We start from the raw sequence: 21,735 nt of genomic DNA on the forward strand, positions 1-21,735 counted from the left end.
TCAGAAGGCGACTTTCGGCGCGGCCTGGATTTCCTTGCTGTCCTCGAACTCCAGCAGGCTGGCGTCCTTGCTGTGGCCGTAGGTGGTGGCCAGGAAGATGGCGGGGAAGGACTGGCGGTAGGTGTTGTAGTCCATCACCGAGTCGTTGTAGGCCTGGCGGGCGAAGGCGACCTTGTTCTCGGTGCTGGAAAGCTCCTCGCTGACCTGTTGCAGGTTCTGCGAGGCCTTGAGGTCCGGGTAGGCTTCCAGGGTCACGTTCAGGCGGCCCATGGCGCCGCCCAGGGCATTCTCGGCGGCGGCCAGCTGCGCCATGCGGCCGGCGTCGCCGGGCTGTTCGGAAGCGGCCTTGAGACCTGCGACCGCGGCGTTACGGGCGGCGATCACGGCTTCCAGGGTTTCGCGCTCGTGCTTGAGATAGGCCTTGGCGGTTTCCACCAGATTGGGGATCAGGTCGTAGCGGCGCTTGAGCTGCACCTCGATCTGGGCGAAGGCGTTCTGGTAGCGGTTGCGCAGCGCCACCAGGCGGTTGAACACGCTGACCAGCAGGAAGACCACGCCGGCGATGATGGCGAGGGTGACGATCGACGAAACGCTCATGGGATGTCCTTATCGGCAGGCGATTGAGCCTCGATGATAGCGGAAAGCCGGTAGGGCGTTGGGGAACTTCTCACGTCTCGCTTCGTTGATTCGCAGGCAGTGCTGCGGCACTTTTCTGAACGACGAAGGGCCTCCGAGGAGGCCCTTGCGGTGTGGCGCGCGGATCAGCGGTCGAGGTACTCGGCAGTCGAGATCACCTCGGCATAGGCGAAGGCGAACGCTGCCATGTAGGCCGCATGTACCTGGGCGGCCGGCACCTTCACGCCATTGAACTCCAGGTCCAGGGTGGCGCAGGCATCGTGCAGCACGGTCACGCCGTAGCCGAAGTCGGCGGCGGCACGGACGGCACCGTCCACGCACATGTGGCTCATGTGGCCGACCACGACGACGGACTCGATGCCGTGCTGGTCAAGGATCGCCTTGAGCTCGGTGCCGCGGAACGAGTTGACGAAGTGCTTGAGCACGACGGCTTCGCCGGGCAGATTGGCGACTTTCGCGTGGATCTGCGCGCCTTCGCTGCCGGGGGCGAAGAAGGGCGCGTCGGCGCTTTCGAACTCGTGGCGGACGTGTACGACCAGGTCACCGCGCTCCCGGAAGGCGGCGAGCACCTTGGCAGCCTGGTTGGCGGCGGGCTCGATGCCGACCAGCGGCCATTTGCCGGCGGGGAAGTAGTCGTTCTGGATATCCACTAGGATGAGCGCTTGCTTTGCCATTTCCGAAGTCCTTGGTGAGTGGGAAGTGGAGCCAGTATTGGCCATGCCGCGCCGGCGCGGGATCAGTCGGAACGACAATAACGAGGGGTAAAGTGACAATGGTTGGGCAAAGGCGCGTCGTCGAGATCGGCCTGCTGATCTATCCCGGTGTTCAGGCGGCGGCGCTGCACGGGTTGACCGATCTGTTCGCGGTGGCCGAACGCATCGCCAGCGAAGAGGCCGGCGAGCAGTTGCCGGCACTGCGGGTCAGTCACTGGTCCGGCGAGGACGGCGCCGCGCCCCGGCGCATCTTCGATACCCATCCGGACCTGCCGCTCGACGCCGACAGCCCCCTGGTCGCCGTGCTGGTGCCGCCGTCGCTGTTCGGCCTGCCCGACGCCACGCCCCTGCGCCACCTCACCCAATGGCTGGCCGCGCGCCACGCGGACGGCGCCATCGTCGGCTCGGTGTGCATCGGCGGCTTGCTGGTGGCCGAGGCCGGCCTACTCGACGGGCGCTCCGCCACCGCCCACTGGAGCGGGGCCGAGGCGTTCGCCCGGCGCTTCCCCAAAGTACGCCTGGAGGCGCACAAGCCCATCGTCGACGATGGCGACCTGATCACTTCCGCCGGTCTGATGGCCTGGTCGGAAGTGGGGCTGCGCGTGGTCGACCGCCTGCTCGGGCCGAGCATCGCCTCGCGCACCGCCCGGTTCCTGGTGGTGGAACACAGCGACAGCGCGCAGCAGTGCGGCAGTAACTTCGCACCGCTGCTCGGTCACGGCGACGCGGCGATCCTCAGGGTCCAGCACTGGCTGCAGGGCAACGGCGCGGTGGACGTGAGCCTGCCGGCAATGGCCGCCCGCGCCGGGCTGGAGGAGCGTACCTTCCTGCGCCGCTTCCGGGCGGCGACGGGGCTCAAGCCCACCGAATACTGCCAGCACCTGCGGGTGGGCAAGGCGCGGGAGATGCTGGAGTTCACCAATGGCACGGTGGACCACATCGCCTTTACGGTCGGCTATCTCGACCCCGGCTCGTTCCGCAGCACCTTCCGCAAGATCACCGGGATGTCGCCCAGCGACTACCGCAAGCGCTTCGGCGCCAGGCAGGCCGAGGCCGCCGTCAGGGACTGACCGACATCGCCGCTTCCATCTGCTGCACCAGCAGGGGGGCGTATTCGGCGTCGGTCATGGCCGGATGCACCTGCAGGTTCATCAGGTCGGTCCATTGCAGCATCCAGCGTTGCACGTCGAGGGGATTCTCGGCTTCTGCAAGGCCAAAGCCCATCATGTGGCCCATGGCGTGCCAGCGCCCGACCAGCTTGACGTTGGCCGGCGGCTGGCCGCCGGTCTGCAGGAAGCGCTGGATGACCTTGTCGCGGTTTTCCATGGGAATGGTCCAGTGCACCAGATAGAGCATGTCGCACCTCCGGCCCGGGTCCGGGCAGGCAAGATTCGCGGACCCGAATCGGCACCGCTGCCAGGGTCGCGCCCGTGTATCCCAGGCGTTACAGCCTCCGGCTGGGAGCGGTTTCCTCTCCACAGGCATAGCAGCCGGGCCGGTGCCGACCATGGCCGCTGATCGGCGGTGCGCGAGGTAGTCGATCGACGGTCAGATCCAGCGATCGTTCTGCGCCGTGCGCTCAGCATGCTGTGCGGCTTGGTCGAGAACGCAGTCTCAAATTGCTGCAGTTGCGATAAAATACTTATTGAGATGCTTATATTTCCTGCCTCGTCAGCGAGGCAGGCATGAACAGGATCAACTGGACAAAAAAGGCCGTGAAGCAGCTCGGCAAGCTCAGCAAGGCAGACCAGCCGATGATCTACGACGCCGTGCAGGGCCTGGCGTGGATGCCGAATGTGCAGAACGTGAAGAAGCCGATCAACCACACCCAGGGTTACCGCCTGCGGGTAGGCAATTACCGGGTGCTGTTCGACTGGGATGGTGGAGTCAGGATCGTGAATATCGAAGAGGTCAGGAAGCGCGATGAGCACACGTACTAATGTGCAGATCATCAACGGAGCGGACGGTGTGCCGGCCTTCGTGGTCATTCCCTATGCGGACTACATCGCCAGTCACCCACGGGAGGATCTGGTACCCAACGAGGTCGTCGGGTTCATGGTCAAGGAAGGGCTGACTGCAATCGGGGCCTGGCGCAAGCATCGGGGCCTGACTCAGGCGGAGGTCGCCGAGCGGATTGGTATCAGCCAATCCGCCTATGCCCAGCAGGAAGCTGCCACCCGGCCGCGCAAACCCACCCGGGAGAAGGTCGCGAAAGCACTGGGCGTCCATCCCGATTTGCTGGACCTCTGAGCGCGAGCCGATCCGCGTTCAGACCCAGCGATCATTCTCCGCCGTGCGCTCGCCGCCAGCGTCGCCGGTGTTCAGCACTCCGCGCGGCTCGATCAGCATCACCTGCACCTCGTGCTCGGCATACGGCTTGTGCTCGACGCCACGGGGCACCACGTACAGCTCGCCAGCGCGCAGGGTGAGCGGGCCGTCGCGGAAGTCGATGCGCAGCTCGCCGTCGAGCACGATGAAGGTCTCGTCGGTGTCGGCGTGGCTGTGCCAGACGAAATCGCCATGCAGTTTCACCACCTTGAACTGGTAGTCGTTCATCTCCGCAATGACGCGGGGCTGCCAGGTTTCGTGTAGACGCGAGAGCTTGTCCCGCAGGTTGATCGGTTGGCGCTGGGTCATGCTGTGCTCCTTCAAATGAGTCGCCTGACACTACGGCTCCTTCCGGAGCCGGTCTTGCAGAAAATTGCGCTTCGAGCGTCTGCGCATTGGCGTCATCGGCTCGCCGGGATGCCACTGCCGAGTGGATGTGGCGGGCGGCTATGCTGGAAACATTGCGCCCGCCCCGCGCCGGAGATCGCCATGCCCACGCCCGTTCCCGCCGTCCGCCCCAGCGTCATCCCCTGCCTGCGCTATCGCGATGCGCCCCGGGCCATCGAGTGGCTGTGCATCACCTTCGGCTTCCAGCGCCAACTGGTGGTGGCCGATGAGCATGGGGGGATCGCCCATGCGCAGCTGGTGCTCGAGGATGGCAGCGGCTTGCTGATGCTCGGCTCGTTGCACGACAACGAGTACGGCCGGCTGATGCGCCAGCCCGACGAGGTCGGCGGCTGCACCCAGAGCATCTACGTCGTGGTGAAGGACGCCGAGGCGTTGTACCGCGCGGCGGTGGGCGGCGGCGCGCAGATCGTCATCGACATCAAGGACGAGGACTACGGCGGCCAGGGCTTCACCTGCCGCGACCTGGAAGGACACATCTGGAGTTTCGGCACCTACGATCCCTGGCACTGAGACTCCACGCGAAATCCTGCCGGCTGCGCTACCCTGTCCAGCCCGCTGCCCCGATGGGTGGCCGGCCCCGTGATCCCCAACCCAACGACAAGGAGCACGTGATGAACACAGTGGTATTCGCCGACGGCACCGCCGTTCCCGCCATCGGCCAGGGCACCTGGCGCATGGGCGAGAACCGCGCCGAGCGACCGCGCGAGGTGGCGGCGTTGCGCGAGGGCATCGAGCGCGGCCTGATCCTCATCGACACCGCCGAAATGTACGGCGAGGGCGGCTCGGAGGAGGTGGTCGGCGAGGCCATCGCCGGGCTGCGCGACCAGGTCTTCCTGGTCAGCAAGGTCTATCCGCACAATGCCAGCCGGCGCGGTATCCCTGAAGCCTGCGAACGCAGCCTCAGGCGCCTGCGCACCGACTGCCTGGACCTCTACCTGCTGCACTGGCGCGGCCAGTATCCGCTGGAGGAAACGGTCGAAGCCTTCGAGCGCCTGCGCGAGGCCGGCAAGATCCGCCGCTGGGGCGTGTCCAACTTCGACCTCGACGACATGCGGGAGCTGAACGAGCCTGCCTGCGCCACCAACCAGGTGCAGTACAGCCTGGAGGAGCGCGGAATCGAATGGGACCTGCTGCCCTGGTGCCAGGAAGAACGCATGCCGCTGATGGCCTACTGCCCGGTCGGGCAGGGTGGCAGCCTGCTGCGGCATCGCGTTCTGGCCGAGATCGCCGCCCGGCACGATGCCACCCCGGCCCGCGTGGCGTTGGCCTGGCTGATCCACCAGCCGGGCGTGATCGCCATCCCCAAGGCGGTGGAGTCGCTGCACGTACGCGACAACGCCGCCGCGCTGCAGCTGCGCCTGGGCGCCGACGACCTCGTGCTGCTCGACAGCGCCTTCCCGCCGCCCACGCGCAAGCGGCATCTGGCGATGGTCTGACGAGGTGGCCGTGCGCCGTCTTCGCTTCATCATGCCGGCGCCGGCTGACGTGGTATTCGAGGCTTTCCACGATCATCGCCAGCGTCTGCTCTGGGACACGCTGTTGTCCGAGGCCTACGTCGAGGGAGGGGCGACTCACCCGTCGATCGGGGCGGTCTCGGTGAATCGTGGTCGGGGCCTGCGGCGCTGCTTCGTGCTGCGCACGCGCTTCGTCAATGTCGATCCGCCCAGGCGCGCTGCTGCCGTGCTGGTCGAGCCCAGCGGCCCGTTCCAGCATTGGGCGGCCACGCTGCAGCACCACGACCTCGACGCGGGGTGTTCCGAACTGCTTTACAGCTTCGACCTGTCGGTGCGCCCGCGCTGGCTGGGGCGATGGGTGGATGCATCGGTGGCGAAGCTTTTCGAGCGGGCCACGCGCCGACGCTTTGCCGCCCTGGCGAGCTATCTGCAGTCGCGCGCCGATCCGGATCGCGCCTGACCTCCGCCCCGGTCGTCGCCGCAAGCGGCGTGGCCGGGGTGGGGTGCTAGCCTTGCCCGATACCGGCCGCACCGGTGGGGAGGGCTGCACAGATGAGCAACTACACGGCGGAAAGTGCCGCCATCAACCGGGTTCTCACGGATTACGTGGAGGGCATGACCTTCGCCGACGAGGCGAGGTTGCGCCAGGCGTTCCATCCGTCCTGCAAGATCATCGGCAACTACCACGGTGAGCTGGAATGGGCCTCGCTGGACGACTTCATCGGCGCGATCAAGGCCGAATCGCCTCCTTCGTCCGGCGCACCGCCGGTGTGGGAGCTGAAGTCGCTGGACATCACCGGCGACAGCGCGGTGGCGAAGGTGACGGACGACTTCCTCGGCATGCATTTCACCGATTACCTGTCGCTGCTGCGCATCGGCTCGCAGTGGTCGATTATCAACAAGCTCTACTACCTGCACGAGTGACGTGGAACGCATCGGTCTGCGCGGTACGCCGGAAACCTTGCTGATCACCTTCTATGCCAAGGCGAAGGAGAGCGAGCTGCCCGACAGCCTGCTGCGCGACCATTTCGCCCGACGGGCGCTGGGCCGGGTCGACTATGACTTCGCCCGCCTGCACCTCGGCCGCTCCGGATGGATCGGCGTGGCGCTGCGCGCCAAGCTGTTCGACGACTGGGTGCGCGACTTCCTCGCACGCCACCCGCGGGCGGTGGTGTTGCAGCTGGGCTGCGGGCTCGACAGCCGGGTCTGGCGCATTGATCCGCCCTCCACCGTGCAGTGGTTCGAGGTGGACTTCCCCGAGGTGATCGCCCTGCGCGAGCGCCTGTATCCGCCGCGGGAGAACTGCCACTTGCTGGCCAGCGCGCTGACCACGCCGGATTGGTGGCATGTGGTGCCGGTAGGGCGGCCGGTGCTGATCGTCGCCGAGGGCGTGCTGCCCTATGTGGAAAGCGAGGCGGTGCCCTGGCTGCTGCGGGCGCTGGTGGCGCACTGCGGCAGCGGCGAGCTGATCTTCGACGGTTACACCCGGCAGAGCATCCGCTGGATGCAGTACCACCCGATGATCCGCAGGACCGGCGCCATCCTGCACTGGGGCATCGATGATTCCGCCGAACTGGAAGCGCAGGTGCCCGGCTTGCGCTTCGTCGATGCAGTCGCTCCCTACGACAATGCGCAGATCGCCCGGATGTCCCTGGGCGTGCGCCTGCTGTACCGGATCACCCTGGCGATTCCGCCGCTGCGGCGCATGGGGCGGCTACTGCGTTATCGGTTTGGCTGAAGCTGGCCGCGTCGGCTGGGCGTGGCTGGTGACGGGGCCAGCTGCTTTACTCAAGGATCGATGAGGATGTCTCGCAGGAGCTGCCGATGAAACTCGAGCCGCTGATGAACATGCACGTGAAGGCGAGCGTGCCGCTGGAGATCGGCCGGGTGCCCCACGGCCAACGCCTGATTTCGGCGGCCGGCGGGGGCACCTTCCAGGGGCAGCGGCTGAACGGCGAGGTGCTGCCCGGCGGGGGCGACTGGATCCTGGTGGACAGCGATGGCGGCTGGCACCTGGAGGTGCGCCTGGTGCTGCGTACCGACGATGGCGCGCGGATACTGATGCAGCACAACGGGCTGCTGGTGGCCAACCCGAAGATCATCACGGCGGTATCCCGTGGCGAGAGCGCGGAGTACGGTGACACCTACTTCATGATCCAGCCGCGCTTCGAGGTCGGTGACGAGCGCTACCGCTGGCTGAACCATCTCCTCGCGGTGGGCGAGGGGCGGTTGGGGCCGGGCTGGGTGGAATACCGCTTGTATTCATTGGCCAATGGGTGAGCGATGAAAACCCGTAGTTGTCACATACGGCGGGCAGAGTGTGCGGACCAGGGTTCTGGAGACGAAGCCATGCCGCTGCCCCCCAACATGCTTCCCGGTGACAAAGTAGTGCTGTTCGACGGCGCCTGCCGCCTGTGCAACGGCTGGAGCCGCTTCCTGCTGCGCCATGACCGCGAGCAGCGCATGAAGCTGTGCAGCGTGCAGTCGGCGGAAGGCCAGGCGATCCTCGACTGGTTCGGGCTGCCGACCGACTATTTCGACACCATGCTGTACATCGACGGCCACTGCGGCTACGACCGCAGCGAGGCCTTCCTGCGGGTGATCGGCCAGCTGCCGGCGCCGTGGAACTGGTTGCGGGTCCTGTGGCTGGTGCCCATGTCCTGGCGCGACGCGCTGTATGACCGTATCGCCCTCAACCGCTACCGCCTGTTCGGTCGCGAGGACCGCTGCCTGGTGCCCTCGCCGGAATACCGAGGGCGCTTCCTGGGCAATGGCTAGCGCCGCCATCGCGCGTCTGGCGCTGGGCGTGGTGTTCCTCTACCACGGGCTGGTGCCGAAGCTGCTGTTCCTGAGTCCCGACGAAGTGCGCATGATCGAGGCCCACGACTGGCCGCTGTCGACCCTGCGCATCGCCCAGGTGGCAGGCGCCTCGGAAGTGGTCCTGGGGCTCGCCATCCTCTTGTTGCGTCGCAGCCGCTGGCCCTTGTGGCTTGCCAGTGTGGCCCTGCTGGCCTTGCTGGTGGACGTGGCGCTGTTCTCGCCGGCGCTGCTGCTGGGCGCCTTCAATCCGGTCACCACCAATATCGCCGCGCTGGCGCTGTGCCTGATCGCCCTGCAGGGCGAGCGGGGCGCGCGGCCGCCCCGCCCGAACGCCCTGCGTTAGAAGGTCTTGGAGACGCCCGCTACCACGGTGGCGGTGCAGAGGTCCTTGTAACCCTGGTTGTTGAAGCACTCGTTCTGCGAAAGGTCGGTGTCGACATAGCTCAGCGACCAGTCCAGCCCCACCAGTTCATGGCTCAGCTTGACCTCCCATTCGTTGTAGCCGTCGCGGGTGTCGCCGCTGCCGGACAGGTAGATCGGGTCCTTGGCGTCGTTGTGGCCGAAGCGCGTGCGCAGCTTGAACTCGGCCGGCAGTTCGGCGTTGTAGGCCAGGTAGGTGTAGAGGTTGCTGTTCTTGTCGCCGAAGTAGTTGGGATAGTCGTTGCCGTAGTAGACCCCCGCCTCGAAGCCGTAGGCGTGGAGGATGGCGTACGTGTCGCTCTGGTTGAACTGGCTCGACTTGGGATAGGTGTACTTGACGTAGCCCAGGTCCAGGGCCACGTCATCGTTGGCCTGCCAGTACCAGCCGGCGTAGTAGTCCACTTCCTGGCGGGTGTCGTAGCCGTAGCCGTAGTCGACGTTGGAGGTCCAGGAGCCAAGGTACAGGCCGCTTATGTGCTGCAGGGTGAGGCCGAACTGGGCGGCCGGGTCGCCCTGGGTCTGCGAGATGCCGCGGGTGCGATAGTCGCTGACCAGCGCGGTATCGATCTGCAGGAGGAAGTCCTGGTTGAGTTCCACGGCCAGGGTGGTGGTGAGCGGCGCGCAGGTGAGCAACGCACCGATGAGCCATTGGGGGCGGTTCATGCGGATGTCCCTTTGTTGTGATTGTGTGTGGGGCAGTGCGAAAAGGCCCGCGCAGCGCCAGTGCTCTCCCCGTCGCCGAGGGAGCGGAAGAGAAGGCTGGGCTGGCGGGCAGGGCGCCAGGGGTGTTCAGGCCCCGGCGCAGGAGCCCGACTCGGTCAGAGAGCCGGAGCGTCGTCGGCGCGGTAGACTTCGCGACCTTCGAACAGGGTGTGCAGCACGCGGGCTTCGGCCAGTTGCTCGTCCGGCACGCTGAACACGTCACGGTCGAGAACGACCATGTCGGCCTGCTTGCCGGGGGCGAGGGTGCCGATCGTCTGGCTCATGCCGATGGTCTGCGCGGCATTGCGGGTGTAGGCATAGAACATGGTTTCGCGGTCGACGCGCTGCTCGGCGTTGAGCACGCCCAGCTCGCCCTTGCGGGTGACGGCCTGGTAGATGGCTTTCAGCGGGTCCGGGGTGGACACCGGCCAGTCGCTGGCGCCGGCGATGGTGGCGCCGTTGTCCAGCAGGGACTTGGCCGGGTACATGCCGCGGTATTCGTCATCGCCGATGTAGGGCTTCACCAGTTCGACGGTGTAGGGTTCGGCGGCGGCCCAGTCCAGCTGCATCGAGGCGATCACGCCCAGTTGCTTGAAGCGCGGGTAATCCTGCGGGGTGACCAGCTGCAGGTGGGTGATCGAGTGGGTGATGCCGCTCTGGCGGTCCTTGCGCGCCTGCTCGATGCCGTTGAGCGATTCGCGCACCGCGCGGTCGCCGATGGCGTGGATGTGCACCAGCCAGCCACGGGCGTCGGCGGCGCTGACCAGCTCGCCGAAGTGCTTCGGATCGATCAGCAGTTCGCCGGGCTTGTGGCTGTTCTTGTAGTCCTCCAGCAGGGCGGCGGACTGCGCCGGGAACTCGATCACGCCATCGGCGAACACCTTGATGCCCGGCAGCGTCAGGTTGGGGATGCCCTGGAACTGTTGGCGAACCTTTTCGATCACGTCGAGATCGGCCGGGGTGCTCTTCGGATTGACTACCTGCAGCGCCGCGACGTGGGCGGTGAGCTGGCCGTTCTGGGACAGGTTGCGGTACACCGGCAGTACGCCGACCGACTTCTCGGTGGGCTTGATGTTGAACACCGCTTCACCCGGGCTGCCGTTGGCGGCCGGGTCCATCCAGGCGGTGATGCCGAAGCTGTTGTTGTACTTCACGGCGGCCTGGCCCGCGCGATCCATGGTCTTGGCGTCGGCGGCCGGCATGGCGGCGGCGACCAGGTCGAAACCGGAGTCGACGACGAAGCCGGTGGGGTTGAAGTTCTTGTCGTGGGCGATGTTCTGCTGTTCCAGCTTGCTCAGGGTGCGCAGGCGTTTCGCGTCGAGCCCGGCGCGCTTGAGCATGGCGGCGTTGGCCCAGGCGGTGTGGTGGTCGCTGCCGGCCAGTACCACCGGCACCTTGGCCCACTCGCCGTGGTTCAGGCGCTTGGCCAGGCCGTCGGCCTGGGACCAATAGCTGGAGTGCATGCCGTTCATCACCACGATGTCGCCGACCCGCGCCTTGCCGCTGTCGCGGTCCTGCTCCAGGCGCTTCATGAACGCGTCGAGGTCCATCTGCTCGTCCACCAGGCTGGCGGAGATCAGCTCCAGGCCACCGAAGACGGAGTGCGAGTGGCTGTCGACGAAGCCGGGCATCAGCACCTTGCCGCCCAGGTCGACGACCTTGCTCTTGGCATCGCCCAGGGCGCGGATTTCGTCGTTGGAACCCACTTTCAGGACCTTGCCGTCCGCCACCGCGACCGCCTGTTGCAGTGCCTGGCCGGGCTCGGCGGTGAAGACCTTGCCGTTGAGCAGGATCAGGTCCGCGTTCTGTGCCTGTGCTTCCAAAGTACTGAGCGCGATCGCTACTGCCAGTGCGCCTTTGAGCCACGTATGCATGAGGTTACCTTGCGTGCCGGTTGATTTTTATTGGTCTGCGCAAGAGGCTATCGAGGCGGCCGGCGGCCCGAAAGGCGCTATCGCTCATAACACTTGTGAACGTTTGGAACGAATATGGACAAGTTCAGCAGCCTCGAGATGTTCGTCGCCAGTGCCGAAACCGGCAGTTTCAGCCGCGCCGCCGAGCGCCTCGGCAAGACCCCTTCAGCGGTGACCAAGGCCATCGGCCTGCTGGAAGGCGAGCTGGGCGCACGGCTGTTCGAGCGCACCACGCGCAGCATGTCGCTGACCGAGGCCGGCCAGCTCTACCTGGACGGCGCCCGCGAAGTGCTGGAGCGCATGCGCGAGACCACCGAAGAGATCGCCCAGTTGCAGCACAGCCTGCGCGGTGTGCTGCGGATCACCGCGCCGTTGGTGTTCGGCCCGGCCTTCCTCGACCAGGCCTGCGCGGACTTCCTCGCCCTGCATCCGGACGTGCGCCTGCAGGTGGACCTCTCCGACAGCTACCTCGACCTGCTCGACGGTCGCTACGACCTCGCGCTGCGCATGGGCAACAGCGACCTGCCGGGGCTGATCGCCCAGCCCCTGGCCGGCAGCCGCCTGGTGGTCTGCGCCAGTCCCGCGTATCTGGCGCGGCGCGGTACGCCCCGGCACCCGCGCGAGGTCATCGAGCACGATTGCCTGATCTATCGCCATCCGGCGCTGGAGGAGCGCTGGTGGTTCGACCTGGGCGGCGAGCGTTTTTCGACGCCGCGCCACGGCCGCCTGAGCAGCGACAACCAGGCGGTGCTGCTCTCCGCCTGCCTGGGCGGGCACGGCCTGTTGCCGTGCCCGCGCTGGAGCGTGCTGGAGCATCTGCGCTCCGGGCGGCTGGTCACGGTGCTGGATGAGTTCTACTTCGAGCCGGACACCTTCGGCACGCAGATTCTCGCGGTGTACCCGAGCAACCGCCGCGCCACGCGCAAGATCCACGCCTTCATCGAACACCTGCGCGAGGCGCTGAGCAACAACGGCATCCTCTGAGGCGATCAGCCCTGGGTGCACTCCACCCGGTTGCGGCCATTGGCCTTGGCCCGGTACAGCGCGCGGTCGGCCCGCTCGAGCAGCTGGGCCAGCCCGCAGGCCGTGTCCACCGACACCAGGCCGATGCTGACGCTGACCCGCAGCACACCGCCCTCGACCTCGAGGCTGAGGTCCTGCAGGTTTTCCCGCAGCCGTTCGAGGAAGTGCCGGGCGGCGTCGGCCTCGGTGTTGGGCAGGAGGAACACGAACTCCTCGCCGCCGAAGCGGGCGAACAGGTCGGTGCTGCGTGCCTGCTGCCGGCAGAGCTCGCTGAAGCGGCAGAGCACCAGGTCGCCGACGGCATGGCCGTGCTGGTCGTTGATGCGCTTGAAGTGGTCGAGGTCCAGCACCGCCAGGCTCAGCGGCGTGCCATAGCGCGCGCTGCGCGCCAGCTCGCGCTCGGCCTGGGCCTGGAAGGCGCGGCGATTCAGGGCGTTGGTCAGCGGGTCGAGGGTGGCCAGTTGGCGCAGCTGGTTTTCCAGCGCCTTGTGGTGGCTGACGTCGCGGATTTCCGCCACCTGCTGCTGGCCGTCGGCCAGGCGCTCGATGCTCAGTTCGGCGGCGAAGGTGCTGCCGTCGTCGCGCATGGCGAGGATGTCATGGGGCTTGCCGTCGGCGCTGGCCAGCAGCCCCTGCAGGTCGCTCCGGGCCTCGCTGACGAACAGTTCGCCGAAGGGCTGGCCGAGCAGGCGCTCGCGGGGCCAGAGCAGCATGCGCTCGAGCATCGGGTTGGCATCCACCACGCGCCCTTCACGCAGCACCAGCATGCCGGCGTTGGCGACCTGCATCAGGCGCTCGAAGCGCTCGGCGCTGGCGGCGGCTTCGCGGGCGTGGCGCTGGCTGTCGGCGAGGATGTGGCGCATGGTCATCAGCGCCATGCCCACCAGGGCGATGACCCACAGCGGAATGCCGAAGTTGTAAGGCAGCAGGTAGCTGAAGGAGCGAGTGACATCGGCATGCTCGATGCCCAGCAGGCCATCGTGCAGCCCGATGCCGGCGCGGGCCAGGGTGACCAGTGCATAGCCGCCGAGCGCCGCGGCCACGAAGTGACGCACGCCGCGCAGCTCGCTTTCGCCCGGCGCACGCAGCAAAGCCTGGCACGCCTGGATCGGCAGCAGGCCGCCGATGGTGGCGTAGATGGCGATCAGGTATTCGGAGTTGATCGGCGCCCGCCACCAGTGCCAGCTCAGCGCCAGGGACATCGCCCCGGCGCTGGCCGGGACCGTCCACCAGGGCGGCGGCAGGCCGAGGAAGCGGTACACGCCCAGCAGCAGGGTCGCCTCGCCGGCCAGTTGCAGGGCGTTGCCGAGAATGTTCAGCAGCTTGCTGCCGCTGGCCATGAAGCCCATGAACAGCAGGATGCCGAGGATCAGCGTCCAGGCACCGCTCATCCACAGGCCGGGGCCGCGGTAGGGGCGGGCGAAGTACCAGAGGCCGGTGCAGGCGATGGCGCTGGCGAGCATCAGATTGAGGCCGAGCAGCATCGGCGAGAAGTACAGGGTTTCCACGGCCACCAGCCTCCATGTGGGTTGCCGTGGATTCTGCCAGTGCGGCCGGCGTCTTGTCAGTTGCCGTTAAGGGTGGTGCGCCGGTCCCGGCCCGGCTGCGTGATTCCCGCAGTGCGCTCCGGGACGAGACCGTCTTCGTGACTCAGCCGGCGGCCGCCTCGAAGCTGTCGCTGCGGGCCATGCGCCAGATGCGCTCGTAGAACTCGCCCTCGATGTTGCCCGAGAGCAGTTCGCCGGGCTTGAGGAAGTAGTGCAGGTGGGAGAACAGGCGGATCTCGGTGGCCGAGACGCGGCGCACCAGGTGCTTGGCCTCCAGCTGCGAGGGATGTTGCAGGCCGGCGGCGGCGATCATTTCGGCCAGGCCCTTCAAGGTGTTGTGGTGGAAGTTGAGTACCCGCTCGGCCTTGTCCGGCACCACCAGGGCGCGCTGGCGCAGCGGGTCCTGGGTGGCCACGCCGGTCGGGCACTTGTTGGTGTGGCAGCTCTGCGACTGGATGCAGCCGATGGCGAACATGAAGCCGCGCGCCGAGTTGGCCCAGTCGGCGCCCATGGCCAGCACGCTGGCGATGTCGAAGGCGCTGACGATCTTGCCGCTGGCGCCGATGCGGATCTTGTCGCGCAGGCCCAGGCCGACCAGGGTGTTGTGCACGAACAGCAGGCCTTCGCGCATCGGCAGGCCCATGTGGTCGGTGAACTCCAGGGGCGCAGCGCCCGTGCCGCCTTCCTTGCCATCGACCACGATGAAGTCGGGGAGGATGCCGGTCTCGTGCATGGCCCGGGCGATGCCCATGAACTCCCACGGATGGCCGATGCACAGCTTGAAGCCCACCGGCTTGCCGCCGGAGAGTTCACGCAGTTTGACGATGAAGTCGAGCAGCTCCTTGGGGGTGCTGAAGGCGCTGTGGGAGGAGGGCGAAATGCAGTCCTGTCCCATTGGCACGCCACGGGTGGAAGCGATTTCCGGAGTCACCTTGTGTTTGGGCAGGATGCCGCCGTGGCCGGGCTTGGCGCCCTGGCTGAGCTTGATTTCGATCATCTTCACCTGCGGGTCGACCGCCTGCTTGGCGAAGCGCTCCGGGTCGAAGTGGCCGTCCGGCGTGCGGCAGCCGAAGTAGCCGCTGCCCAGCTCCCAGGTCAGGTCGCCGCCGTACTCGCGGTGGTAGGGGCTGATGCTGCCTTCGCCGGTGTCATGGATGAAGTTGCCCATCTTCGCGCCCTTGTTCAGCGCGCGGATGGCGTTGGCGCTGAGGGAGCCGAAGCTCATCGCCGAGATGTTGAATACCGAGATGGAGTAGGGCTGCTTGCACTCCGGGCCGCCGACGTCGACGCGGAAGGTGCGGGGATCGGACACCGGCGCCGGGCGGATGGAGTGGGCGATGAATTCGAAGCCCGACTGGTAGACGTCGATCAGGGTGCCGAAGGGTTTGTCGGCACTCTCGTTCTTCGCCCGCGAGTACACCAGCGCACGCTGGGCGCGGGAGAAGGGCAGGGCATCGTTGTCGCCCTCGAGCAGGTACTGGCGGATTTCCGGGCGGATGCCTTCCACCAGGTAGCGGATGTTGCCCAGGATCGGGTAGTTGCGCCGTACGGCGTGGCGCTCCTGCAGCAGGTCGAAGACGCCCAGCACGCTGAGGGCGAAGGTCAGTAGGGTCAGTGGCCAGACGTCGCCGAGGAACGGCAGGCTGATCAGGGTGAACAGGACACACGCGGTAAAGAAGGCATAACGGCTTAAGAGCGACAGGTTCATGGAGTCTCCAGTCGTCGGGCTGAACACGGTAAGGGTGAATCGAAAGGACCGCTAGAGCATGGCATTCGTTGCACGAATGCGCCTGGGTGAAGCGCAATGCGGCCTGCTTTCGGAATATTTCGAGTGTTGGTGGACCGACGTTAGTCCGAAGACGGAAAAAAAGAAAGCTAGCTAACGATTTTCTCCGAGGGTGAGAAAGCTTGTCTCCGACGGTGCAAGAAATGGGGCAGGGCGCGTGCTCTTCATAGGAGCGAGCTTGCTCGCGAACCGCACCCTGCCCAACTAACAGGCGATCACATTCACCGCCAGTCCACCCTTCGAGGTCTCCTTGTACTTGTCCATCATGTCGCGCCCGGTGTCGCGCAGGGTGTCGATGGCCTTGTCCAGGCTGACCAGATGCTGGCCGTCGCCGCGCAGGGCCAGTTGGGCGGCGTTGATGGCCTTGAGCGAGGCCATGGCGTTGCGCTCGATGCAGGGCACCTGCACCAGCCCGGCCACCGGGTCGCAGGTCAGTCCGAGGTTATGCTCCAGGCCGATCTCGGCGGCGTTCTCCACCTGCTCCAGGCTGCCGCCGAGGACTTCCGCCAGGCCGCCGGCGGCCATGGCGCAGGCCGAGCCCACTTCGCCCTGGCAGCCTACTTCGGCGCCGGAGATCGAGGCGTTGAGTTTGCACAGGATGCCGATGGCGGCGGCGGTGAGCAGGTAGCGCTCGATGGCGTCCGTGCTGGCCTGGGTGTCGTAGCGGGCGTAGAAGTGCAGCACCGCCGGGACGATGCCGGCGGCGCCATTGGTGGGGGCGGTCACCACCCGTCCGCCGGCGGCGTTCTCCTCGTTCACCGCCAGTGCCCAGAGGTCCACCCAGTCCATCGCGCCGAGGGTGCTGGCGATCAGGTTGCCGCTGTCGGCTTCGTTCAGCCGGCGGTAGAGCATGGGCGCGCGACGGCGCACCTTGAGCCCGCCGGGGAGGATGCCTTCGGTTTCCAGTCCACGGCGCACGCAGGCCTGCATTTCCTCCCAGATATGCGCAAGGCCGGCGTGGATTTCCGCCTCGCTGCGCACGGCGAGTTCGTTGGCCCACATCAGGTCGCTGATGCGCTTGAAGTCGTGCTGGTGGCACAGGCGCAGCAGTTCCTCGGCGCTATGGAAGGGGTGGGGCATGGGGCTGTCGGGCAGGGCGCGGTCGGTGTTGAAGTCGGCCTGGTCCACCACGAAACCACCGCCCACGGAGTAGCAGATGCGCTCGGCCAGCAGCTCGCCATTCGCCGCCAGTGCCCGCAGGTGCAGACCGTTGGGGTGGGAGGGCAGGCTGTCGTCGTGGAAGACCAGTTGCTGCGCCGGGTCGAAGTCGATTTCCCGCACGCCGCCCAGGCGCAGGCGATGGCGCCGCAGGATGTCGTCCACCTGTGGCGCCAGCGCGGCCGGGTCGGCTTCCGCCGGGTCGATGCCGAGCAGGCCGATCAGGCAGGCGCGGTCGGTGGCGTGGCCCTTGCCGGTGGCGCTGAGGGAACCGTAGAGGTGCACCTCGATGGCTGCGACCCGTTCCAGCAGGCCGTCCGTCCGCAGGCGGTCGACGAACTCGCGGGTGGCGCGCATCGGCCCCACGGTGTGGGAGCTGGACGGCCCGACGCCGGGCTTGAACATGTCGAAAACGCTGAGGCTCATGGGGAATTCCTCCTGTCCTCAAGCATGGACCCGCAACGGCGCGGATGCTCACCGGCCGCTCGACGGCCGGTGGTTTTGTGCGAATCGCGGGCATGGCCCACTCCTACGAGAGCAGAAGCAGCTTGGAGCAAGACGCTGTGCTTTTGCTTGGCACTGAAGATTTCCAGAGAAACTCCAGCGCGCACCGGAACGCCCCTTCAGGAGGCCGATGGAGCGAGGGAAGTCCCGCGAAGCGGGACCCGGATGCAGGGGCAGAGACTTTTGCCTACTTTGCGTCGTTTGGCAAAGTAGGTCGCCCGAGGGGGCGAAACAAAAAGTCCCAGTACACGCCGAAGCGGCGCAGGACACCAATCCCCAATCAGCATCGCGGACAGAGTCCGCTCCTACGAAAGCACGAGGCGCGGCGTCACCCCTGCGCCTGCAGGAACAATGAGAACAACTCCGACTGCGACTTGATGCCCAGCTTGGCATACATGTGCTTGCGGTGGACCTTCACCGTCTCGGCGGAAATGGCCAGCTTGCGGGCGATTTCCTTGCTGGAGCAGCCGCTGAGCATCAGCCGGCCGACTTCCAGTTCGCGGGCAGTGAGCGGCGTTTCCACCTGCTGCGCGGTGGCTTCCAGGCGGTTCTGCCAGCGCGGCGGTGGCGGCGCTTCCTGGACTTCGCATTCGAAAGTCATGCGCTGGCGCATCAACCCGGCCACCCAGGGCTGCACCAGGCCCAGCAGGGCGATCTGCTCCGGGCTGAAGCGGCCCTTGCTGCCCACCGAACAGCACAGGGTGCGCTCGCCATCGAGCTGCACGTTGATCTGCACTTCGTCGGCCACCACGTTGAGGCTGAAGTAGCGCTGGTAGTAGTCGGTCTGCTCGAACATCTCCGGCGCCACGTCGTCCAGGCGGAACAGTCCGCTGCCCGGCGCCTCGCGGCTGGCGATGTAGAAGGGATCGAGCAGGTAGAGGCCCTTGAGGTAGTCCTGGAACAATGGGTCCGGCCCGCCGTCCTCGCCCGGGCACTCGGCGAACACCTGGGGCCTGCCCTCGCTGAAGAGCAGCACCACCCAGCTGTCGAACGGCACATACTGGCCCAGCAGGCGTACCAGCAGGGTCCAGAAGTTCGGCTTGTCCAGCGCCTCGATCAGCTGCCCGACCGAGCGGTGCCAGGCAATGTCCTGCAGGGAAAGCTCCATGACTCTACCCCCGTTGGGTTACCACGCGGGCGTAATTACCCGGTGAGGGCGCCGCCGGCATACTCGACCGATACCTTGAGCCGGCGCGGTGCGCAGTTTGACCCTTTTGCAGCGCGCGGTCACTGGAAGACAGGAATCAGAGGAAGCCCATGAAAGTCGAACTCGTGCAACTGGCCGGCCGTGATGGCGATGTGGCCTGGAACCTGGCCCGCACCCTGGAGGCCATCCACGCCTGCGCAGCGGACACCCGACTGGTGGTGTTCCCCGAGACCCAGCTGACCGGCTTCCCCACCGAGGCCAACATCGCCGCCATTGCCGAGCCGATCGACGGCCCCAGCGTGCAGGCCGTGCAGCGCGCCGCGCGGGAGAAGAACATCAGCGTTGCCGTGGGCTTCGCCGAGGCCGCCGCGGACGGCCGCTTCTACAACACCACGCTGCTGATCAGCCCCGAAGGCATCGTCCTGCAGTATCGCAAGACGCACCTGTGGGCGTCGGACCGCGGCGTGTTCACCCCCGGCGACCGCTACGCCACCTGCCTGTGGAACGGCATCCGCGTGGGCATCGCGATCTGCTTCGACATCGAGTTCCCGGAAAGCGTCCGCGCCCTCGGCCAACTGGGCGCCGAACTGGTCATCGTGACCAACGGCAACATGGACCCCTACGGCCCGACCCACCGCACCGCGATCATGGGCCGCGCCATGGAAAACCAGGCGTACGCGGTGATGGTCAACCGCGTCGGCAAGGGCGACGACGGCCTGGTGTTCGCCGGTGGCAGCGCCGTGGTCGATCCCTTCGGCCAACTCCTCTGTGAAGCCGGCCGCGAAGAGTGCCGGCAGATCGTCGAACTGGACTTCGAGCGCCTGGCGCAGGCGCGCCGCGACTACAGCTACCTGGCCGAACGCCGCTTCGTCCTGCCGGGCGAAATGCGCGAGCACGAAGGCGGCCTGCGCGAGCTGATCATTCCGGCCTGAGGTTTCCTTCCGGCCCGGTTTTTCCGGGCCGAGGCGCAGGGCCGCGCCACCACAGCGATCCTCCAAGAAAGACGGGCTCCCCAAGCCTCGTCGGCTTCCGGGTGAGCGGAAGCCACTGCACTGCCATAACAAACACAACGCGGAGTAAGCAGTAATGGCTCAATTGAAACGAACCCTGTCGCTGGGTTCGGTGGTGCTGTTCGGCATCGCCTACATGACCCCGATCATCGTCCTCGGCACCTTCGGCATCCTCGCCGACGTCACCCGTGGCGTGGTGCCCTCGGCCTACCTGGTCGCCTCGGTGGCGATGCTCTTCACCGCGCTCAGCTACGGACGCATGGCTGCGGCCTTCCCGGTGGCCGGTTCCGCCTACACCTACGTGCGCAAGTCGATCAGCCCGAAACTGGGCTTCCTCGCCGGCTGGGCCGTGCTGCTGGACTACCTGTTCCTGCCCATGGCCATCTGGCTGATCGGCGCGGCCTACCTGCACTCGGCCTTCCCGGCGGTGCCCCAGGCGCTCTGGGTGCTGGCGTTCATCGGCGTGACCACCGCGATCAACGTGGTCGGCCTGCGCCTGGCGAAGAACATCAACGGGGTGCTGATGCTGGTGCAGTTCCTCGTGCTGATCGCCTTCGTGGGCCTTGCGATCCACTACGTGATGGGCGACGCCAGCCGTCCGCTGTGGACCCTGGAACCCTTCCTCAAGGAAGGCACCCAACTACCGCTGATCATGGGTGGCGCGGCCATCGCCTGCTACTCCTTCCTGGGCTTCGACGCGGTTAGCACCCTGACCGAGGAAACCCATGAGCCGCGCAAGACCATTCCGCGCGCCATCCTGCTGATCACCCTGATTGGCGGCGGCATCTTCATCGCCGCCAGCTATTTCGTACAGCTCGCACACCCGTCGGTGGAATTCCAGAACGCTGATTCCGCCGCCTACGAAATTGCCCGCAACATCGGCGGCGACCTGTTCGTCAGCTTCTTCCTCATCGGCCTGATCGTCGGCCAGTTCACCTCCGGCCTGTCGGCCCAGGCCAGCGCCTCGCGCCTGCTGTTCGCCATGGGCCGCGACGGCGTACTGCCGCGCCCGTTCTTCGGCCGCATCAGCCAGCGCTTCGAAACCCCGGTGAACAGCATCGTGCTGTGCGGCGTGGTGGCCCTGCTGGCGCTGCGCATGGACGTCACCACCTCCACCTCGTTCATCAACTTCGGCGCCTTCCTGGCCTTCAGCCTGGTGAACCTCTCGGTGATCTTCCACTACTACCTCAACGCCGATCGCCGTGGACCGCGCGAACTGGTGCTGTTCCTGCTGTTCCCGCTGATCGGCCTGGTCGCTGACCTGTGGCTGATGGTCAGCCTCGACCACCTGGCGATCTGGCTCGGCGCCACCTGGCTGCTGCTCGGCGTGATCTGCCTGGCGGTGATCACCGCCGGCTTCCGCGAGCAACCGCCGGAGATGAGTTTCGACGAGGCGTGACGCCCGGGCGGGGCTATGCTGGGGGCTCCATGCAGTGGCGCGCCACAGGAGACACCGCCATGTCCCGCATCACTCTCTATCACTCGCCCCAGACACGCTCCACCGGCACCCTGGTGCTGCTGGAGGAGCTGGGTGCCGACTATGACCTCGAGTTGATCAACATGAAGGCCGGCGAGCAGCGCAAACCGGCCTACCTGGCGATCAACCCGCTGGGCAAGGTTCCGGCGATCCGCCACGGTGAGGCGCTGGTGACCGAGCAGGGCGCGGTTTACCTCTACCTTGCCGACCTGTTCCCACGCGCGGGCCTTGCCCCCGCCCTGGACGACCCGCTGCGCGGTCCCTATCTGCGCTGGCTGGTGTTCTACGGCTCCTGTTTCGAACCGGCCATCCTCGATCGTGCGCTCAAGCGCGACCCCGCGCCGCCGGCCATGAGCCCGTACGGCGATTACGACAGCGTGATGCGCACCCTCGCCGAGCAACTGGAAAACGGACCCTTCCTGCTGGGCAGCCGCATGACCGCCGCCGACGTGCTGTGGGGCACGGCGCTGAGCTGGACCATCGGTTTCGGAGTGGTGCCCAAGCTGCCGGTGTTCGAGCGCTACGTCGATCTCATCACCTCGCGGCCGGCTTTCGCCCGCGTGCGCGAGCGCGACGAGCAGTGGGCGGCGGAGCATGCGCGGGCCGTCGAGGCGAAGACGCCCTGATGCCAGAGGCAGGGGCGTAGCCGCAGGTGAGGACGGGGGGAGACGCCGCTGCGAATTCTGCGA

The 21,735-nt window shown here is 66.7% G+C and carries 25 protein-coding genes; 15 read left to right on the forward strand and 10 right to left on the reverse strand.

The window, feature by feature from the left end; translation table 11 throughout:
* Together ACNFBT_RS08805 and ACNFBT_RS08810 are read right to left on the reverse strand one after the other, a co-directional pair.
* A complete protein-coding gene (locus ACNFBT_RS08805; protein WP_416748433.1) occupies positions 1 to 597 on the reverse strand; it encodes a LemA family protein in 597 nt (198 codons plus the stop codon).
* A 164-nt stretch (positions 598 to 761) separates the two neighbouring features.
* Positions 762 to 1,310 carry a cysteine hydrolase family protein gene (locus ACNFBT_RS08810; protein ID WP_416748435.1) on the reverse strand — a complete coding sequence of 183 codons (549 nt, stop codon included), beginning with the start codon at positions 1,308 to 1,310 and terminating at the stop codon, positions 762 to 764.
* A 98-nt stretch (positions 1,311 to 1,408) separates the two neighbouring features.
* On the opposite strand from ACNFBT_RS08810, the gene ACNFBT_RS08815 reads away from it, so the two are divergent.
* Positions 1,409 to 2,419, forward strand: coding sequence for a GlxA family transcriptional regulator (locus ACNFBT_RS08815; protein WP_416748437.1), 1,011 nt, complete (start codon positions 1,409 to 1,411; stop codon positions 2,417 to 2,419).
* On the opposite strand, the gene ACNFBT_RS08820 is transcribed toward ACNFBT_RS08815, so the two are convergent.
* Positions 2,409 to 2,705, reverse strand: a complete 297-nt coding sequence (locus ACNFBT_RS08820) for a DUF3303 domain-containing protein (RefSeq protein WP_416748439.1) — start codon at positions 2,703 to 2,705, stop codon at positions 2,409 to 2,411. The two genes, ACNFBT_RS08815 and ACNFBT_RS08820, sit on opposite strands and share 11 nt — an antisense overlap.
* 329 nt (positions 2,706 to 3,034) lie before the next feature.
* On the opposite strand from ACNFBT_RS08820, the gene ACNFBT_RS08825 reads away from it, so the two are divergent.
* Together ACNFBT_RS08825 and ACNFBT_RS08830 are read left to right on the forward strand one after the other, a co-directional pair.
* On the forward strand, positions 3,035 to 3,289 hold the full coding sequence (locus ACNFBT_RS08825) for a type II toxin-antitoxin system RelE family toxin (RefSeq protein ID WP_416748441.1): 255 nt from the start codon (positions 3,035 to 3,037) through the stop codon (positions 3,287 to 3,289).
* Positions 3,273 to 3,599 (forward strand): helix-turn-helix domain-containing protein, encoded by a 327-nt coding sequence (locus ACNFBT_RS08830; RefSeq protein WP_416748443.1) that lies wholly within the window; start codon positions 3,273 to 3,275, stop codon positions 3,597 to 3,599. Before ACNFBT_RS08825 ends, ACNFBT_RS08830 begins: the two co-directional genes overlap by 17 nt.
* Positions 3,600 to 3,617: 18 nt before the next feature.
* On the opposite strand, the gene ACNFBT_RS08835 is transcribed toward ACNFBT_RS08830, so the two are convergent.
* A complete protein-coding gene (locus ACNFBT_RS08835) occupies positions 3,618 to 3,986 on the reverse strand; it encodes a cupin domain-containing protein (protein ID WP_416748445.1) in 369 nt (122 codons plus the stop codon).
* A 180-nt stretch (positions 3,987 to 4,166) separates the two neighbouring features.
* Between ACNFBT_RS08835 and ACNFBT_RS08840 the strand changes: the two genes are divergently transcribed.
* The 8 genes from ACNFBT_RS08840 to ACNFBT_RS08875 all read left to right on the forward strand — a co-directional run bounded on the left by ACNFBT_RS08840 (position 4,167) and on the right by ACNFBT_RS08875 (position 8,702).
* The gene (locus ACNFBT_RS08840; RefSeq protein WP_416748447.1) at positions 4,167 to 4,595 is read left to right on the forward strand and encodes a VOC family protein; all 429 of its coding nucleotides are present in this window, start codon (positions 4,167 to 4,169) and stop codon (positions 4,593 to 4,595) included.
* Positions 4,596 to 4,696: 101 nt separating this feature from the next.
* Positions 4,697 to 5,521, forward strand: a complete 825-nt coding sequence (locus ACNFBT_RS08845) for an aldo/keto reductase (protein ID WP_416748449.1) — start codon at positions 4,697 to 4,699, stop codon at positions 5,519 to 5,521.
* Positions 5,522 to 5,531: 10 nt separating this feature from the next.
* A complete protein-coding gene (locus ACNFBT_RS08850) occupies positions 5,532 to 5,999 on the forward strand; it encodes an SRPBCC family protein (protein WP_416748451.1) in 468 nt (155 codons plus the stop codon).
* Between the two features lie 92 nt (positions 6,000 to 6,091).
* Entirely contained in the window at positions 6,092 to 6,463 is a 372-nt protein-coding gene (locus ACNFBT_RS08855) for a nuclear transport factor 2 family protein (protein ID WP_275610575.1), read from the forward strand.
* A 1-nt stretch (position 6,464) separates the two neighbouring features.
* The gene (locus tag ACNFBT_RS08860; RefSeq protein ID WP_416748453.1) at positions 6,465 to 7,277 is read left to right on the forward strand and encodes a class I SAM-dependent methyltransferase; all 813 of its coding nucleotides are present in this window, start codon (positions 6,465 to 6,467) and stop codon (positions 7,275 to 7,277) included.
* Positions 7,278 to 7,363: 86 nt separating this feature from the next.
* Positions 7,364 to 7,819 (forward strand): DUF3237 domain-containing protein, encoded by a 456-nt coding sequence (locus ACNFBT_RS08865; RefSeq protein ID WP_416748455.1) that lies wholly within the window; start codon positions 7,364 to 7,366, stop codon positions 7,817 to 7,819.
* Positions 7,820 to 7,888: 69 nt separating this feature from the next.
* On the forward strand, positions 7,889 to 8,317 hold the full coding sequence (locus ACNFBT_RS08870; RefSeq protein WP_416748457.1) for a thiol-disulfide oxidoreductase DCC family protein: 429 nt from the start codon (positions 7,889 to 7,891) through the stop codon (positions 8,315 to 8,317).
* Positions 8,310 to 8,702: a DoxX-like family protein gene (locus tag ACNFBT_RS08875; RefSeq protein ID WP_416748458.1), complete on the forward strand. Its 393-nt coding sequence runs from the start codon at positions 8,310 to 8,312 to the stop codon at positions 8,700 to 8,702. Before ACNFBT_RS08870 ends, ACNFBT_RS08875 begins: the two co-directional genes overlap by 8 nt.
* Here ACNFBT_RS08875 and ACNFBT_RS08880 read toward each other — a convergent pair.
* Both ACNFBT_RS08880 and ACNFBT_RS08885 read right to left on the reverse strand, forming a co-directional pair.
* Entirely contained in the window at positions 8,699 to 9,442 is a 744-nt protein-coding gene (locus tag ACNFBT_RS08880; RefSeq protein WP_416748460.1) for a TorF family putative porin, read from the reverse strand. The two genes, ACNFBT_RS08875 and ACNFBT_RS08880, sit on opposite strands and share 4 nt — an antisense overlap.
* A gap of 155 nt (positions 9,443 to 9,597) precedes the next feature.
* Entirely contained in the window at positions 9,598 to 11,355 is a 1,758-nt protein-coding gene (locus ACNFBT_RS08885; RefSeq protein WP_416748462.1) for an amidohydrolase, read from the reverse strand.
* Between the two features lie 114 nt (positions 11,356 to 11,469).
* On the opposite strand from ACNFBT_RS08885, the gene ACNFBT_RS08890 reads away from it, so the two are divergent.
* Entirely contained in the window at positions 11,470 to 12,378 is a 909-nt protein-coding gene (locus ACNFBT_RS08890; protein WP_416748464.1) for a LysR substrate-binding domain-containing protein, read from the forward strand.
* A gap of 5 nt (positions 12,379 to 12,383) precedes the next feature.
* On the opposite strand, the gene ACNFBT_RS08895 is transcribed toward ACNFBT_RS08890, so the two are convergent.
* The 4 genes from ACNFBT_RS08895 to ACNFBT_RS08910 all read right to left on the reverse strand — a co-directional run bounded on the left by ACNFBT_RS08895 (position 12,384) and on the right by ACNFBT_RS08910 (position 18,520).
* Positions 12,384 to 13,925 carry a diguanylate cyclase gene (locus ACNFBT_RS08895; RefSeq protein ID WP_416748466.1) on the reverse strand — a complete coding sequence of 514 codons (1,542 nt, stop codon included), beginning with the start codon at positions 13,923 to 13,925 and terminating at the stop codon, positions 12,384 to 12,386.
* A gap of 142 nt (positions 13,926 to 14,067) precedes the next feature.
* Positions 14,068 to 15,672: an FMN-binding glutamate synthase family protein gene (locus ACNFBT_RS08900; protein ID WP_416748468.1), complete on the reverse strand. Its 1,605-nt coding sequence runs from the start codon at positions 15,670 to 15,672 to the stop codon at positions 14,068 to 14,070.
* A 282-nt stretch (positions 15,673 to 15,954) separates the two neighbouring features.
* Entirely contained in the window at positions 15,955 to 17,334 is a 1,380-nt protein-coding gene (locus tag ACNFBT_RS08905) for an L-serine ammonia-lyase (RefSeq protein ID WP_416748470.1), read from the reverse strand.
* A gap of 406 nt (positions 17,335 to 17,740) precedes the next feature.
* On the reverse strand, positions 17,741 to 18,520 hold the full coding sequence (locus tag ACNFBT_RS08910; protein ID WP_416748472.1) for a response regulator transcription factor: 780 nt from the start codon (positions 18,518 to 18,520) through the stop codon (positions 17,741 to 17,743).
* Positions 18,521 to 18,669: 149 nt separating this feature from the next.
* On the opposite strand from ACNFBT_RS08910, the gene ACNFBT_RS08915 reads away from it, so the two are divergent.
* From ACNFBT_RS08915 to ACNFBT_RS08925, 3 genes are all read left to right on the forward strand, one after another.
* Positions 18,670 to 19,491 (forward strand): carbon-nitrogen hydrolase family protein, encoded by an 822-nt coding sequence (locus tag ACNFBT_RS08915; protein WP_416748474.1) that lies wholly within the window; start codon positions 18,670 to 18,672, stop codon positions 19,489 to 19,491.
* Positions 19,492 to 19,645: 154 nt separating this feature from the next.
* Entirely contained in the window at positions 19,646 to 20,968 is a 1,323-nt protein-coding gene (locus ACNFBT_RS08920; protein WP_416748476.1) for an APC family permease, read from the forward strand.
* A 59-nt stretch (positions 20,969 to 21,027) separates the two neighbouring features.
* Positions 21,028 to 21,672 carry a glutathione S-transferase family protein gene (locus ACNFBT_RS08925; protein WP_416748478.1) on the forward strand — a complete coding sequence of 215 codons (645 nt, stop codon included), beginning with the start codon at positions 21,028 to 21,030 and terminating at the stop codon, positions 21,670 to 21,672.
* Positions 21,673 to 21,735 lie beyond the last annotated feature (63 nt).

The organism is Pseudomonas sp. NY15181, from assembly GCF_048068055.1.
In the GTDB taxonomy this organism is placed as follows: Bacteria; Pseudomonadota; Gammaproteobacteria; order Pseudomonadales; family Pseudomonadaceae; genus Pseudomonas.

Coding starts and splice junctions, on each gene's coding strand:
- ACNFBT_RS08865 (WP_416748455.1), top strand. CDS start 7,364: ATGAAACTCGAGCCGCTGATGAACATGCACGTGAAGGCGAGCGTGCCG.
- ACNFBT_RS08825 (WP_416748441.1), top strand. CDS start 3,035: ATGAACAGGATCAACTGGACAAAAAAGGCCGTGAAGCAGCTCGGCAAG.
- ACNFBT_RS08925 (WP_416748478.1), top strand. CDS start 21,028: ATGTCCCGCATCACTCTCTATCACTCGCCCCAGACACGCTCCACCGGC.
- ACNFBT_RS08845 (WP_416748449.1), top strand. CDS start 4,697: ATGAACACAGTGGTATTCGCCGACGGCACCGCCGTTCCCGCCATCGGC.
- ACNFBT_RS08905 (WP_416748470.1), bottom strand. CDS start 17,334: ATGAGCCTCAGCGTTTTCGACATGTTCAAGCCCGGCGTCGGGCCGTCC.
- ACNFBT_RS08880 (WP_416748460.1), bottom strand. CDS start 9,442: ATGAACCGCCCCCAATGGCTCATCGGTGCGTTGCTCACCTGCGCGCCG.
- ACNFBT_RS08875 (WP_416748458.1), top strand. CDS start 8,310: ATGGCTAGCGCCGCCATCGCGCGTCTGGCGCTGGGCGTGGTGTTCCTC.
- ACNFBT_RS08820 (WP_416748439.1), bottom strand. CDS start 2,705: ATGCTCTATCTGGTGCACTGGACCATTCCCATGGAAAACCGCGACAAG.
- ACNFBT_RS08920 (WP_416748476.1), top strand. CDS start 19,646: ATGGCTCAATTGAAACGAACCCTGTCGCTGGGTTCGGTGGTGCTGTTC.
- ACNFBT_RS08810 (WP_416748435.1), bottom strand. CDS start 1,310: ATGGCAAAGCAAGCGCTCATCCTAGTGGATATCCAGAACGACTACTTC.
- ACNFBT_RS08805 (WP_416748433.1), bottom strand. CDS start 597: ATGAGCGTTTCGTCGATCGTCACCCTCGCCATCATCGCCGGCGTGGTC.
- ACNFBT_RS08840 (WP_416748447.1), top strand. CDS start 4,167: ATGCCCACGCCCGTTCCCGCCGTCCGCCCCAGCGTCATCCCCTGCCTG.
- ACNFBT_RS08870 (WP_416748457.1), top strand. CDS start 7,889: ATGCCGCTGCCCCCCAACATGCTTCCCGGTGACAAAGTAGTGCTGTTC.
- ACNFBT_RS08890 (WP_416748464.1), top strand. CDS start 11,470: ATGGACAAGTTCAGCAGCCTCGAGATGTTCGTCGCCAGTGCCGAAACC.
- ACNFBT_RS08815 (WP_416748437.1), top strand. CDS start 1,409: ATGGTTGGGCAAAGGCGCGTCGTCGAGATCGGCCTGCTGATCTATCCC.
- ACNFBT_RS08830 (WP_416748443.1), top strand. CDS start 3,273: ATGAGCACACGTACTAATGTGCAGATCATCAACGGAGCGGACGGTGTG.
- ACNFBT_RS08910 (WP_416748472.1), bottom strand. CDS start 18,520: ATGGAGCTTTCCCTGCAGGACATTGCCTGGCACCGCTCGGTCGGGCAG.
- ACNFBT_RS08885 (WP_416748462.1), bottom strand. CDS start 11,355: ATGCATACGTGGCTCAAAGGCGCACTGGCAGTAGCGATCGCGCTCAGT.
- ACNFBT_RS08835 (WP_416748445.1), bottom strand. CDS start 3,986: ATGACCCAGCGCCAACCGATCAACCTGCGGGACAAGCTCTCGCGTCTA.
- ACNFBT_RS08915 (WP_416748474.1), top strand. CDS start 18,670: ATGAAAGTCGAACTCGTGCAACTGGCCGGCCGTGATGGCGATGTGGCC.
- ACNFBT_RS08855 (WP_275610575.1), top strand. CDS start 6,092: ATGAGCAACTACACGGCGGAAAGTGCCGCCATCAACCGGGTTCTCACG.
- ACNFBT_RS08900 (WP_416748468.1), bottom strand. CDS start 15,672: ATGAACCTGTCGCTCTTAAGCCGTTATGCCTTCTTTACCGCGTGTGTC.